We start from the raw sequence: 14,555 nt of genomic DNA, 5'->3' as shown, positions 1-14,555 counted from the left end.
CCATGACGGGCGTGCCCACCTACCACGTGCTCGCCCTGTCTGGGGGAGGTTATCGCGGCTTGTACACAGCGACGGTTCTTGCCGAGCTTGAAGCCGTGCTGGGGCGCCCCATCGCTTCGCATTTCGACCTGATCTGCGGCACTTCCGCAGGCGGGATGCTGGCCTTGGGACTCGCCGCAGAAATTCCTGCCGCCGAACTCAAAGCCCTATTTGAAAAGCAGGGGTCCCGAATCTTTGGTTGTCGCAGTCTTGCTCGGCGTCTTTTGGGTTTCTGGTTGAGTGCCAAGCACGATTCCGCAGGGCTGCGGGGGGTGCTGACCGAACGTTTCCAAGACTCCACGATCGGCAATCTGAGACATCGTGTTCTCGTGCCGGCCGTCAATTACTCCACGGGGCGCGGACAATTCTTCAAGACACCCCACCATCCTTCCTTCGAGTTGGATCACCGCATGAAGATCGTCGATGTGGCGTTGGCGACTGCCGCCGCCCCTGTGTACTTTCCGCTGGCGCGCAACGATCGCGGCGTCTTCGCCGATGGTGGATTGGTAGGGAACGCGCCCGGTCTGTTCGGGTTGCACGAAGTCGACACGTTCCTGGCACCGAAACAGGGTGCGCTGGTTCGTGTGCTGTCGATCGGCACCATGACGATCGGCGCAACCGTCCGTGGTGACGCCAGCCTCGACCGAGGATTCGGCAAGTGGCGCGGGGGGCTGTTTGACCTAGTCATCTCCGCCCAGGAATCGTCAGTGGACTACATGCTGCGGCAGTCATTGGGGAACAACTACTTCCAAATCGACGACAAAGCCACGCCTGATCAAAGCAAGGACGTGAAAGCGCTGGACCGGGTTTCCATCGGCGCTACGAATACGCTCAAGGACCGCGGGAACCACGCAGCGCAACGCGCACTTGGCGATCCTCTTTTTCAACCGTTTCGAGCGCACCAGGCCGGCGCACCCATCTTCTATCACGGCCCCAACAAAAATGTTCCGGAGGCCAAATGCTGAATCTGAGCCCGCTTTTCTTCACCACCGTTGATGACGAATCCTGCATGCATGAAGAGCTGGACCTGTCACCCGAACAACGTGAATGGATCGCTAGCGCCCGCAACGATGTTAGAAATTGCTTGCGCACCGGCATTCCGCGGGCGCTAAACGAACGCGGCTATACGGACGACGTGCCGCAACCGCGCTTCTTCACTCAAGGATCGTGGGCATACAAGACTTTGAACGCACCAGCACAACAGCCACAGCAGGCGGATGTCGATGATGGTTGCTATTTGCCCTTGAGTTTCGTCTCACAAACGAAGCGCCCCAGCAGGGCAGCAACGGTGTTCTTTGCTGCGGCAGAAGATGCATTGAAGCCGCTGGTCGAGAAGAAAAGCTGGAAACTCGTTACGGACAAGCCAACGTGTATTCGGATCGTCATTGCTGCCTTTGCTCATATCGACATCCCGCTCTACGCCATCCCCGACGAGGAGTTCCTGACGCTTGCGAAAGCGATGGAACGACACGGTTACGACTCGCTAACGGAAGCGGTGAACATGGCAGAGCGGGATGCCTGGACGGCGTTGCGTGCTGACAAGGTGCTCCTTGCCCACCGCGAGTGCAACTGGATGACCTCCGACCCCAGGCCTGTAAAGGAATGGTTTCTTGGCGAGGTGGAGGTCAAGGGCGAACAATTCCGCCGCGTCATTCGTTACTTGAAGGCGTTCCGTGATTGGCGGTGGTCCAGTGGCGGGCCGACTTCGATTCTGTTGATGGCCGCTGCAGCTCCATTATTCGAAAAACGGGATCGGCGCGACGACTTGGCACTGCTGGACGTCGTCGCAGCACTGCCGGCTCGACTGCGTGCGGGGGTGCACAACCCCGTGGATCTGTCGGAGTCGCTCACGGAACGCCTTGGCACTGACGCAGTCGAAGATGGCGCGAAAGCATTCGAAGAATTTGAGAAGGTCCTTCGCGGCGCGACCGACGCCGGCAGCCCTTCGCAGGCCTGCATTTGGATGCGAGGCGAGTTCGGCCCGCGTTTTCCGAATGAGCCGGATCGGGTCAAGGTGGTATCCATTGCCGCCACCATCGCCGCAGCACCAGCCATGGCTGGTCCGAGCGAACTGGTCGGACGAACGAAAGCCGGATGAGCAGCGTCGCGGCAGTTGCGGAAGTGATCGAGGCCTTTCGGCAGCAAGGCTTTGAGTTTGTCGGCAAAACGGATGACGGCTGGTTCAAGCTGCGTGGGCTTTTGATCCCACCTGGCGCAGACAGGGGCTGTCAGTGTGAAGTTCAGCTCGACCCCACCTTCTTCGACTTACCTCGCATTCGACTGCTCGATATTCCCTCCGAGCTGCCCAAGGCGGTTCCTCATCTTGGCGCGGATGGCGGCCTGTGCTATCTCGCCAAGGGAACGGTCGTTCTGGACATATACGACCCAATAGGGCAGTCCTTGGCGTGCCTGCAACTCGCGGCCGCGGTGCTCGGACAGATCTTGAAGGGCGAGATGATCGAAGATCTCGCGGAAGAATTCTTTGCTTATTGGAACGGTTGGCTTTGCTTTGTGGACATGCAAGGCGAAGATCTGGGCCGGCAGAACTGCATCGTCGCGCAAGCTAATGGAAATCCGTTGTGGTTCATCACCGATAACGGAGATCGAACAAAAAGGAAGCTGAACTCGCTCGGCTACCAGGCCACCGACAAAACGATCCTGACCTACCGGGTCAAGACCACCGCACAACCCCGGCCCCTGACCAGCCACTGGCCGCCCGAAACAGTGGGTGATGTCTTGGCTTGGCAGGGCACCTTGGACCCTCGGTGTCGGCGCAAGATTCACGATCGGATCAAGGAAGGGGAAAACAAAAAGGCGAATGGCGTACTGATCGTCATCGAATCGCCATTGATGACCTATGGCTTCGCTGTTCTCTTTGACCGCCAAGCGTTGGTTCAAAAGTCCAAGCTTGCTAAGCGCAAGGATTCGAGCTATGGGCTGAAGGTGATGCTCGTCTCGATGATCAGGATCGATGACCGGTATCTGACCCAACGCAACATTCCTAAGTCAAAGACGCTGGCAGACAAAAGAATCGCACTTGTAGGTTGCGGCACGATCGGCGGATACCTGTCGGACATGCTGGTCAAGGCTGGAGCAGGAACACGCGGCGGCAAGCTCACGCTGGTGGATTTTGATTGCCTCCTTCCGCAAAACATCGGGCGGCATCGCCTCGGATTCCCGGATCTGTTGTCGAACAAGGCCGAGGCTATGTCGAAGGAGCTCATACGAATGTCGCCAGGCGCCGAGATTCATGCGCTCTCCGTGGATGTCAGGCAGGCCCAGCTGGGGCAGCTTGACCTGCTCATCGATGCCACTGGCGAAGAATCTTTGGGGCACTGGCTGTGCGGCCGCTATCGAGCTCCCACGCCCATGCTTTCTGTCTGGATTGAAGGGCCGGGAACGGCTGTGCGCGCGCTTCTAAGAACGAACTCATCTGGTGCGTGCTACCGATGTCTGTGGCACAGCCACCGCAGGGACGAACTTCGCTCGACCCTTAATCCTCTTCCGACTATGTTGGCGGGCCATGGATGCGAGGGCTTGTACGTGCCTTTTCCGGCCTCGGTTTCAGTGCAGGCAGCTAGCTTAGGCGCCGAGATGGCCCTCGATTGGATCAACGGTGTTCATTCTCCAGCGTTGCAGACCCGGCTGTTAGACCGGACCCATCAGCTTGCTACACCCGATTGCGATCCCTTGCGAGATCGAGAATGCCCCATATGCAATTCCTGAGTTCCTGGGCAACCAGCGACAAAAGCAGGCTGCTGCATTTTTCGACGGGTACCCTGGAGACATTCCGTCAGCATATTCAGGGCAGCGATGCAGCCTGCGAGGCTGGCGGGCTTCTGCTCGGCTCCGTGCATGGTAACCATCTGCTGATCGAACTAGCGACGATTCCCACTGCATTGGACAAGCGGTTTCGTTATATGTTCGAGCGCATGCCATTTGGTCACGAAACGATCGCCCTATCTCGCTGGACGGCGAGCCAGGGAACTATTCGTTACTTAGGCGAATGGCACACCCATCCTGAAGACTATCCCCATCCTTCTGTTCTTGATAGATCTGAGTGGAGCCGGTTGGCAGTGCAGCGTCGTGACAAGCGCCCAATGCTCGCCGTTATCGTCGGGCGAAAGTCCCTTTATGTCGAGTTGGTGCTAGGTTCAGGTTATGGCCCAGTACTGATAGCTATTGAGTAGGCCTTCTGAAAAACACAAGCCAATTAATGCCTTTTGCTACCGCATAATCGATTGCAGGTTGCAGCCCCCACTCAGGCTATACGCATTTTTATCAGGATCGTAAAATATACAAAAGAAAAGCATTATTATTTCTAGGACTTGTAAATTTTACTTATGCACCGCGAAGCGATGCGCATCATCTCCCTCCACCCCGACTTACAGGTAGGGCGCTTGCACTTTCGGCTCGCCGGACATGCTTCACCGCACTCAAAACTTTTGCGTGATCAATGGGTGCAGATCATTAATAAACGGGATTGGGTTGGGGCATTGTAGAAGTCCGGGCGAAGTCAATCATATTCGACAAGCTTCACCATTAGTGAATTTATTGCCTGATCAACTTCGCTTGGATATTATTCGCGGCAAGAAAAGAGAAACACCTGCATCATGCAGAAACCTGCCGTATGGAAGGCTGCAAAACGGGCTTGCCGCCATTGCAAATCCCGTTGAACTGCAGTAACTACAAAGGGAATTCTTGATTTATTAATATACTGCCTCCAAAACCCGGGCGCAATAGTCATAAGGCTGCTCTGCGCGCGGCAGACCCACCTATTCCTGCTTCGCCAAAAAATGCCTGCTCACTATCCATGGGTGACGCGAGGAAACAGCCAAGTCAGCGAGGCCGAGTTCTAGTTGCCAATGCCTTTATCACTTCAGCATGGATTAATATTACACGCTTGGCAGCGGCCATAATGATGCGGCTACCTTCTGCACCACTTAAATCCATCGGCGCAGGATGGCATTTAACCCGATTTTTTATGATCGTTATTCCATGGCGCTTTTTCCATGAGAGGCGAGGGTTTATCTACTTCGACATCTTGTTGCTATGTGCGCACTTCATAATAACCCAAGAAATATTAATTAACTACGTCTCGCGGAATTATATCGACAATAAACGAAAAGGAAAATGCATCGTTCTCACCGCGCCGAGGCCGGTCAAAACTATATCCCCGGGGATTGCACAGCACTCTTGTGCCCCTAATATAGTAGTCAAAGCTTTCGTGCACATGGCCGTGGATCCAGAAGGCTGAGCGGCCCATGAGCCGGTCGAGGTCCGAGACAAACGCTGGTGTCAGCGGATCCCCCACGTAGCTGGGCGGGATCGAATTTGGATGAGGAGCATGGTGCGTCACGACGACCGTATTGCCTGGATGGCTTTGCTCCAGTTGTGCCTCCAGCCACTCAACACTTTGGCGATGACGCCTCACGGTGATCGCAGGCACGATCGTTTTGGATTTCAGCCAGTAGAACTCTGCGTCTTCCGAAGTGCGCGAGTAGCGTATTTGTTGGTAGTCGTTGAGCCGGTATTGCGCCTCGCGCCGGCACGCCTGAGCCTCCCCTGGACCATTGATTTCAAAGTCGGTCCAGAGCGTACATCCAAGGAACCGCACACCGCCGATCTCAACCGCTTCGCGCTCGAGAAAGTGGATCCCAAGCTGCTGCGCCGTGCTCCGCATCTCATGGACATGCTTGCTCCAGTCCCGTTTGTAGAACTCGTGGTTTCCTGCGATGTAGACGATTGGGGTGTGGGGAAATGCCGTGCGGGCCCAGCGCAGGCCTTTGAGGCCTTCATCGATGTCTCCTGCCAGCACGACCACATCGACGCCGACTTGGTTGAGCGGCCCGCCCTGGACGATCAGGTCCGCGTCGTGGTCCAAGTGCAAGTCCGACAAAACCAAAAGTCTCAAAGTTGGGCTGTTCATATGTGGCTCTTTAGACCGACGAGTCGATGTCGCCGCAATGGCTGGTGCTTGAAAACAGCCCCCACTTGCTTTGCCCTGATAGCTAGGGCTCAGTGGTGTCCGTCTGGCGCGAGGATCAGGTGTGGGACAAGCCATGCAAGAGGGGTCACGCGCACCGTACGCTTGTGGCGATCGTCGTTCAAGCGTGGCAGGCAACGTTTCTGGTGAAGAACGATCAGCGCCCCCTGCAAGATCGGCTGGTGATGAACATTGCTAATGCCGGAACGCTCGCTAGCGACCTCGAGTGGCCATGGCAGATGATCTTTGCTCCATATGAGCGCGCAGAAGGATCAAGATCCTTGCCGTCCGCGCATACGAGGCCGGTGCACAACCATCATGCTGAAGCCTACCGGCAGCTTGAGCGGCTGAACAGGGGGGGTCAAACCGCAACGACGCTCCACCATCAGACCAAGCGTATCCCCTTGATGCCATCAGCCATGGCGGGTACCTCGTCGTAGAAGTCGAGGCTGCACTGCGCTTTGCAGCTGTTTCGGGAATGTTGGGCGGAACACTGTTACCGATATTCTCTGCGGCCGCGGACCTTTTTCTGTTTTGATGTTTCTATTAGGTCAAACAGGCGCTCGAACACCGACGCAGTAGCTGGCAATTCCTCGAGTAGTGCATCGAAACGGGCGCGGAGGGTGGCCGATTGCACTGGTGAAACCGGGACCTTCGCGTGTTTGACCGTTAAATATTTGCACAGTTTTTGCACATTTGGAGAAATAGTGCGAAAAACTCCTCTTTCACACCGACTTACCTGAGAGTGATGAACGCCTAGCACACCCGGCGCCGCTCTTGCATTGAGCTTTCGACCTAAGAGCCACGTACCCAGCGGGTCCAGTCTGGAATTGCCCTAGCCAGGCCTGCGGCTGACACAGCACGAACAAACCGCATGCCGACGGCGTTTCTCTTCAGAGGACCGCCCTCGACGGTGGTGAACAGCGCTTTTGTACTAACGCTGGCAAGTAGCGGCCGCACATTTCGCGAGTACCAACGGAGCATCGCCCACGCTCGATCGCGAGTGTCGATGCGCTCCCAGAACGAGAACTCTTCGCCGCCTATTGAATTCAGATCATCCACACTCAGCGCAAGTATCTGAGGAACACTCAGGCAAAGGCAGCGTGCCGCGATGAACATCACTTTGTCTCGAAGAAGAAGTAGACGGCGCCTCGTCGACGCAACCGAGATTTCCTGATCCAAAGAAGCGATCAACATGTCTGCCGAATCGTTCGTGACTGGCGGCAAGGCTGGGAGCAAGTGCGCGATGTCTCGACCTGACAGGCGTCTGGTCAGCCCTCCCAACGGAGCAAATGCATCTAGGCGCCGCGCCGCAGCAGCGATGGATTCAGCCTCGACTTGCGAAAGTAGCGCCCTCCGATTTAGCACCTCCCATCGCAACACCGAGTCCAGCCAATAAGGCCCCTGTTCTTGGCCGGAAACCGATGTGTAGGCATGCGAAAGCGTTGAGCAGCGACGCAGCAACCGTGTTGGCCAATCGCCCGTCAACTCCACTGCAGCTCGCAGAAGCTTCAATCGATGTTCGATCGATGTGAATTCAAAGCCGCTGCGGTGACGGACTGTGGGAGGCAATTCGGCCACGCGCATGATCATGCGCAGTCCATCGAAGTAGAGCGGCGCATATACATCACGACCCGACTCCATCACGATGAAACCATCGCGCAACACTGCGTCGATCTGCATCTGCATTTGAATGTCTTCGGGCGCGGCATCTCTCACCGCAGCATCTACTCGCGAACGACACTTGTAGCAACGCATCATGTTGGTCCTCTCAGGGACTCCGCTACGCGCCGCCATGTCCGAACGGTGCGGCGTCATCGGACTCTCGCACTCCGGACATCGATCCTGCAGCAGCACCCCATGACGAGTGCAAATGACCACCAGTGCTAGTCGCCACGATCTTCGGAGATAGGGCTCCGGGTCGTTGGCAAGACATAGAGGGCAGAACTGCTGCCCATAGGCGCGACGGGTTCGGTGAAAGACCCCCAGCGGCAATATCCAACGCGTGACGCCTACCTCGTTAAAGCGCTCGAACGCGAACGATTCAAAGGCCCGCAGGGTCGTCTGAACGATCCGTTCAGGCGTCGTGCCAGATCGTGCGGCCAAGGCATCAAGCAACCAAGGCGGGGCGTGATGATCAATGTCGCGATTCCAAATCTGGCGATCGCGACCAAAGAACTGCGCACAAAAGTTGTGGACCTTAAAGCCGTTGCCTCGGGCCAATCGGATCATCCAGGACGACAGCAGTTCGTCCGGCAAGGGATGGGGGTGAACCGGCCAAAGCGAAGTCGCCACCCTTGCGCACTCACATCATGGTGGCGGCTTGCTTTCGCGTCGTAGGAGCAACGTAGTCGCAAGCTCCGATCGTTTCAATGGTGATGCGCTCTTCGCCACTCCTGATCGCGTGTATTGCCGCAGCATTCAACAAGGTCGATATTTCACCGATCGTCCCGCTCGTCAGATCGACTATGCGGCCCGCCAAGGCCGGCGTGGCGAGCTGAGACGGCTCGCGCAACGGCAGGACTCGCTCGAAGCTCGCAAGCAAGCGCGCCAGTTCGGCATCCTTTCCCCATTTGGGAAGTATCTCGGGTGTGAATCTGTTGGCCAGCTGCGGGTCAGTCTGAATAGCACGTACCGCCTCCGCCGTGCCGATGCCTACCAACGGCACACACAACTCGTTGCCCAGATATTTCAAGACATTGAGGCAGCTCCGCTGCTTGACATAGGGGCCGGCGAGTAGATGCTGCACCTCGTCGACCATGATCATCCCCAAGTTGACCCGCCTCAAAATAGAAACCACACGATCCCGCTTCGCATCCGTCGCTTCGCTTCGGCCTGGGGCCTCGAACAGACGGTTGAGGATGGCGTTGTACAAGCCTCTTTCATCTGGCCCAGGGGGCGCCTGGATGTAGAGAACGGGAATGCTGACCGCTTCACCATTCGGGTTCTCTTCGGCTGGATGTTTCTCACGAAACTTCGTTACGAGCATCGTCTTGCCGTTGTTCGTCTCGCCAACGATCAGCATGTTCGGCATGCGCGGCTGTGGAGGGTGCACGAGCAAGTCCTCCAGCTTGGTCATCACTTCACGGGCGCGACCGTAGCCGATCCAACGCGCCTTCTTGATGTGCTGAATCCGTTCAGCATCGGAGAGCTGCAGCTTGGCCGCGGCACTCTCTGAAAGATGGGCGGATGCACTCATTCGGCCTCCTCGATGTCATCAAACGGCTGCACATCCGGCTGCCACGGTGGCTCAGTGGGTGGCAGTCGCGGTTCGCGCGCGGCTGTGCTCTCGTGCCAATTGGCACGTCTTTGCGCTGTTCTACGTACCTTCCTAGACGTCTCCGAGGCGGTTTGTTCAATGCGCGTCATCTCCGCCAAGCCCTCAAAGATAGTGTCTTCGTCAGGCTGCAACTCAGGTTGCTCGGCGATTCTTTTGAGTGCCGCGTTCAAGTCCCAAACGCTGATGCGTGGCCGCGTGAGATTCCTGTAAGGCACCGGGTAATAGGCGCCCGTTTCGGGATCGAGAAAGTAGATCTCACCAATATCACGCGGATCGCGCGCGAAGACGAATTTCCGCTTGAGCTTGGCGTTGTGTGGGTCGCGTCCATGAATCCACGGCCGGAGCACGTCGCCGTAGTAGTGGATGTTGTCGATGACAACCCCGTATTCCTGGATCGTGCGCTCGACGAACGGCATGAAGTCCAGTCGTAGCTTGTATTCGTCGTGTATCGGCTCGGGCAATCCGATACCCTTGGTGGTGCTTGTACCCAGAACGAACTGTTCGAACAGTTTCACGGGTGGGACTCGCCCGATGCCGCTATGTGGCCGCTGGTGATAGACCTTGGTGACGAAGACGGTGAACCAGTTTTCGAACTCGGCGAGCGTCATCACTGCGCGCCCATCGGAGTCATATTCACCGCGCTCGAGCGTGTTGGAAAACGTACTGCCAGGCAGGCTTTGCGCACGGTGCATGAAAGTTCGGAAAAGCCGTTCGACGTGGCCGCCGTAGTTCGGCTGGCCCTTCGGCCTGTTCTCCATCAGGATTCCATACTCACGGCACGCACGCTCAAGCATGGTGCCGCGGAACTCGGCGGCGTTGTCCGCGAAGACCTTGGCAGGAATGCCGTTGATCGGCCAGCTCGTATCGATGCCGCGTTCTGCCAGCCATTTCGCTTTTGGAAGGATCGCGTGAGCCATGGCCAAACCTGTGGACAGCGCGCCTGGGGGGTCAAGCGAAGCACAGAAGCCGGTCAACATGCGAGTGCAGCTGTCCGTCACGATGGTGAGGTATCCCCGTCCGATCGGGCGCCGATGCTTCTCGTCGACCAGGATGATGTCGATCGGCGAGTGGTCGATTTGATAGACCGCCAGTGGCACATCGGCACCAGGGAACGATCCCCGGATGGGCTCGTAGATCTCACGCGCCTGCTTGCTGCTGTAGCGCTTGGCTACAACCAAGCGGTCCTGCAGACGATCTACACGCCGGCGCATAGTCGACATGTTGGGCGCTTTGAGTCCTTGTTTCCGACACGCCATCGCGACGCGTTCCCACAGCTCCACGATGGTCGGCCGCTCCTTCCCCAGATAGAAGGTATCGATCTCGTGTCGAATGATCACTTCGACCGCATCTGAGAGACGAGATTTGCCGTTGTCGCTGCGTCCACTGCGTATGAGTGCGGAGACGGTCCTACTCTCCTTCCATTTGGTGATCCATCGATAGACGGTCGCGGTGTCTTTGCCAAAGTTCTTGGCGACTTCATCTACTTCCTGACGCGTGCGCTGCCGCGGGCCGCGGTCGAGCAAGGGGCGGATCGCTTGAAACCTGTTCCAGGCCTCATTCCAGTCCTCGGTCGGGATGCTCATCAGTCCATGGCGACCCGCGTTTGGCACCTGCGTCGTTCTAAGGTCAGTCGGAGACGCCAGTTCCATATGACCGGTTTCCGGATCGCGAATCAAGACACGGTCGACAGCAGGGATGTCAAGAAGAATCCAGCTGCGGTCCTTCCAGACAACGGGGGAGCCAGGGATCAGTCGGCTCATAGCGTTACCTCAAGGTCCACAAGGTCGATTGCATCGTCAACGGTTGGGTCAAATCGCATCCGATTCGTCGCTCGGCAAGGAGGCACCAAACCACAGGTATCAGAGCGGCTCGATTCCATTTGTCTTGGTACAGTGATTCGATCAGCTCTTGAGGCGTCGACTCGATCAGTTCGGTGAGCTTGTCCAGAACCCATTGATCTGTTTGCACTGGCCCTGGGCGGCGTCTGTAGGGCAGGAGAAATCGAACGTTATCCAAGAATGGGTTCCGAATGTCTCGCTCCGTGATCACCAGGAACTGCCAACCGCGCTCTTCTGCATACCGACGCGCCGCCCGCATGCGCTCCCGCCATACGCGCCACTCGCCTTGGAATGCCTCCCTGTACTTGATCTCGACCAACAGAGGGCGAGGGTCATGAGGCTTGAGGTCCTTGCGCCACTCGACCAGGCCATCCGGTGTGTAGCGATGCCAATCTCCATCGCGATCTTGGTATCGAATCGTGAGCGGCTGAGGCGTGTAGACATCCACAGCCAGGTCAAAGTCCATCAGCAGCATGAAATCTCGCTCCAATGCGGATTCATACCGGTTGCCATTCGGCATGGTGCCGGTGATGCTGCGGACCTGAACCCCGATCTCGCGCACAGGGCCGGAGACCAGTTGAGACTTCTTAATCGTATTCAATGTGAACATTGGGGCGCATATTCGCAAAGATTTAGACTTTTAGCAGTTCCCGCCGCCTCCGGTTGCGCCTCTGCCGCCGCGCCCCCGATGAAACTCTCCGGCCTGGAGCCGGTGGTGATCGGCGACGGCACGCTGTTCGTCAACGTGGGCGAGCGCACCAACGTCACCGGCTCGAAGGCCTTCGCCCGGATGATCCTCAACGGCGAGTACGACCAGGCGCTGTCGGTCGCAAGGCAGCAGGTCGAGAACGGCGCCCAGGTGATCGACATCAACATGGACGAGGCGATGCTCGACAGCAAGGCGGCCATGGTGCGCTTCCTGAACCTGATCGCGTCCGAGCCCGACATCGCCCGGGTGCCGATCATGGTCGACAGCTCCAAGTGGGAAGTGATCGAGGCCGGCCTGCGCTGCATCCAGGGCAAGGGCATCGTCAACTCGATCAGCATGAAGGAGGGCGTCGAGAAGTTCAAGCACGAGGCGCGGCTGGTGCGGCGCTACGGCGCGGCGGCGGTGGTGATGGCCTTCGACGAGGCCGGCCAGGCCGACACCTTCGCCCGCAAGATCGAGATCTGCGAGCGCGCCTACCGGGTGCTGGTCGACGAGGTGGGCTTCCCGCCCGAGGACATCGTCTTCGACCCCAACATCTTCGCGGTGGCGACGGGCATCGAGGAGCACAACAACTACGCGGTCGATTTCATCGAGGCGGTGCGCTGGATCAAGCAGCACCTGCCGGGCGCGAAGATCTCGGGCGGCGTCTCGAACGTCAGCTTCTCGTTTCGCGGCAACGACCCGGTGCGCGAGGCCATCCACACCGTGTTCCTGTACCACGCGATCAAGGCGGGCATGGACATGGGCATCGTCAACGCCGGCATGGTGGGCGTCTACGACGACCTGGAGCCGGTCCTGCGCGAGCGGGTGGAGGACGTGGTGCTCAACCGCCGGCCCGACGCCGGCGAGCGCCTGGTCGAGATCGCCGAGACCGCCAAGAGCGGCGCCAAGGACGAGAGCAGGAAGCTCGAATGGCGCGGCACGCCCGAGGCGCCGGTGGCGGTGGGCCAGCGCCTGGCGCACGCCATGGTGCACGGCATCACCGACTTCATCGTCGACGACACCGAGGAGGCCTACCGCGAGATTCTCGCCACCGGCGGCCGTCCGCTGCATGTGATCGAAGGTCCGCTGATGGACGGCATGAACGTCGTCGGCGACCTGTTCGGCGCGGGCAAGATGTTCCTGCCTCAGGTGGTCAAGTCGGCCCGGGTGATGAAGCAGGCGGTGGCCCACCTGCTGCCCTACATCGAGGAAGAAAAGCTGCGCGACGAGGCCGCCGGCCGCGACGTGCGCACCAAGGGCAAGATCGTCATCGCCACCGTCAAGGGCGACGTGCACGACATCGGCAAGAACATCGTCACCGTCGTGCTCCAGTGCAACAACTTCGAGGTGGTGAACATGGGCGTCATGGTGCCCTGCCACGAGATCCTGGCGCGCGCCAAGGTCGAGGGCGCCGACATCGTCGGCCTCTCGGGATTGATCACGCCGAGCCTGGAGGAGATGCAGTACGTGGCCGGCGAGATGCAGCGCGACGACCACTTCCGCATCAAGAAGATTCCGCTGTTGATCGGCGGCGCCACCACCAGCCGGGTGCATACGGCCGTCAAGATCGCGCCGCATTACGAAGGCCCCGTCGTCTACGTGCCCGACGCCTCGCGCAGCGTGGGCGTGGCGCAGAGCCTGCTCTCCGATCAAGCCGCGCAGTACGTCGACGAGATCAACGCCGACTACGAGAAAGTGCGGGCGCAGCATGCCAACCGCAAACAGACACCGATGTGGCCGCTAGCCAGGGCGCGCGCCAACAAGACGCCGGTCGACTGGGACGCCTACACTCCGCCGGTGCCCAAGTTCCTCGGCCGCCGGCTGTTCAAGAACTTCGACCTGAGCGAGCTGGCCAAGTACATCGACTGGGGCCCGTTCTTCCAGACCTGGGACCTGGCCGGCCCGTTCCCCGCGATCCTGAAGGACGAAATCGTCGGGACCGAGGCGGTGCGCGTCTACACAGACGGCCAGCGGATGCTCAAGCGCCTGATCGAGGGTCGCTGGCTGCAGGCCAACGCGGTCGTCGGCTTCTGGCCGGCCAACACCGAGCGCATCGACGACATCGTGCTCTACACCGACGAGAACCGGCTGGAGCCGGCGCTCACCTGGTACGGCATGCGCCAGCAGACGGAGAAGCAGGCGATCGAGGGCACGATGCGGCCGAGCCGCTGCCTGGCCGACTTCGTCGCGCCGCGCGAGAGCGGGCTGCAGGACTATGTCGGCATGTTCGCGGTGACCGCCGGCATCGGCGTCGAGAAGAAGGAGAAGTTCTTCCACGACGACCTCGACGACTACTCCGGCATCATGCTCAAGGCCCTGGCCGACCGGCTGGCCGAGGCCTTCGCCGAGTACCTGCACGAGCGGGTCCGCAAGGACCTGTGGGGCTACGCCGCCGGCGAAGCCCTGAGCGCCGAGGACATGATCGCCGAGCAGTACCGCGGCATCCGCCCCGCGCCCGGCTACCCGGCCTGCCCCGACCACAGCGTCAAGCGCGACATGTTCGCCGCGCTCGGCTGCGACGACATAGGCATGGGCCTGACCGACTCGCTGGCGATGACGCCGGCCGCCAGCGTCAGCGGCTTCTACCTGGCGCACCCGGGTAGCACCTACTTCAACGTCGGCAAGATCGGCGAAGACCAGCTGCAGGACCAGGCCGCCCGCCGCGGGATGGACGCCGCGCTGCTGGAAAGGCTTCTGGCCCCAAATCTGTAGCGCTTTCGA

The 14,555-nt window shown here is 59.0% G+C and carries 10 protein-coding genes; 5 read left to right on the top strand and 5 right to left on the bottom strand.

What is annotated here, in order from left to right; genetic code table 11:
* Positions 1-2: 2 nt before the first annotated feature.
* The 4 genes from DFQ15_RS06840 to DFQ15_RS06825 are packed head-to-tail and all read left to right on the top strand — an operon-like array spanning position 3 to position 4,229.
* Positions 3-1,004, top strand: coding sequence for a CBASS cGAMP-activated phospholipase (locus DFQ15_RS06840; protein ID WP_110465256.1), 1,002 nt, complete (start codon positions 3-5; stop codon positions 1,002-1,004).
* On the top strand, positions 998-2,137 hold the full coding sequence (locus DFQ15_RS06835) for a CBASS cGAMP synthase (RefSeq protein ID WP_110465255.1): 1,140 nt from the start codon (positions 998-1,000) through the stop codon (positions 2,135-2,137). Before DFQ15_RS06840 ends, DFQ15_RS06835 begins: the two co-directional genes overlap by 7 nt.
* Positions 2,134-3,765: a ThiF family adenylyltransferase gene (locus tag DFQ15_RS06830; protein WP_110465254.1), complete on the top strand. Its 1,632-nt coding sequence runs from the start codon at positions 2,134-2,136 to the stop codon at positions 3,763-3,765. Before DFQ15_RS06835 ends, DFQ15_RS06830 begins: the two co-directional genes overlap by 4 nt.
* Entirely contained in the window at positions 3,753-4,229 is a 477-nt protein-coding gene (locus DFQ15_RS06825; protein ID WP_110465253.1) for a Mov34/MPN/PAD-1 family protein, read from the top strand. Before DFQ15_RS06830 ends, DFQ15_RS06825 begins: the two co-directional genes overlap by 13 nt.
* Positions 4,230-5,122: 893 nt before the next feature.
* Here DFQ15_RS06825 and DFQ15_RS06820 read toward each other — a convergent pair.
* The 5 genes from DFQ15_RS06820 to DFQ15_RS06800 form a co-directional block, all read right to left on the bottom strand.
* A complete protein-coding gene (locus DFQ15_RS06820) occupies positions 5,123-5,968 on the bottom strand; it encodes a metallophosphoesterase (RefSeq protein WP_259292627.1) in 846 nt (281 codons plus the stop codon).
* Positions 5,969-6,820: 852 nt separating this feature from the next.
* The gene (locus DFQ15_RS06815; protein WP_259292628.1) at positions 6,821-8,320 is read right to left on the bottom strand and encodes a TniQ family protein; all 1,500 of its coding nucleotides are present in this window, start codon (positions 8,318-8,320) and stop codon (positions 6,821-6,823) included.
* 10 nt (positions 8,321-8,330) lie between these two features.
* A complete protein-coding gene (locus DFQ15_RS06810) occupies positions 8,331-9,224 on the bottom strand; it encodes a TniB family NTP-binding protein (protein WP_110465250.1) in 894 nt (297 codons plus the stop codon).
* Positions 9,221-11,065: a DNA-binding domain-containing protein gene (locus tag DFQ15_RS06805; protein WP_110465249.1), complete on the bottom strand. Its 1,845-nt coding sequence runs from the start codon at positions 11,063-11,065 to the stop codon at positions 9,221-9,223. Before DFQ15_RS06805 ends, DFQ15_RS06810 begins: the two co-directional genes overlap by 4 nt.
* A 4-nt stretch (positions 11,066-11,069) precedes the next feature.
* On the bottom strand, positions 11,070-11,753 hold the full coding sequence (locus tag DFQ15_RS06800; protein ID WP_110465248.1) for a TnsA endonuclease N-terminal domain-containing protein: 684 nt from the start codon (positions 11,751-11,753) through the stop codon (positions 11,070-11,072).
* A gap of 78 nt (positions 11,754-11,831) precedes the next feature.
* Here DFQ15_RS06800 and metH point away from each other — a divergent pair, with 78 nt between their 5' ends.
* Complete coding sequence (gene metH / locus DFQ15_RS06795) at positions 11,832-14,546, top strand: methionine synthase (RefSeq protein WP_110465247.1); 2,715 nt, start codon at positions 11,832-11,834, stop codon at positions 14,544-14,546.
* Positions 14,547-14,555 lie beyond the last annotated feature (9 nt).

Source organism: Xylophilus ampelinus (assembly GCF_003217575.1).
GTDB classification, from domain to species: domain Bacteria; phylum Pseudomonadota; class Gammaproteobacteria; order Burkholderiales; family Burkholderiaceae_C; genus Xylophilus; species Xylophilus ampelinus.
Note: the sequence above shows the minus strand (reverse complement) of the source record. Positions and strands in the feature narration are given on the sequence as shown.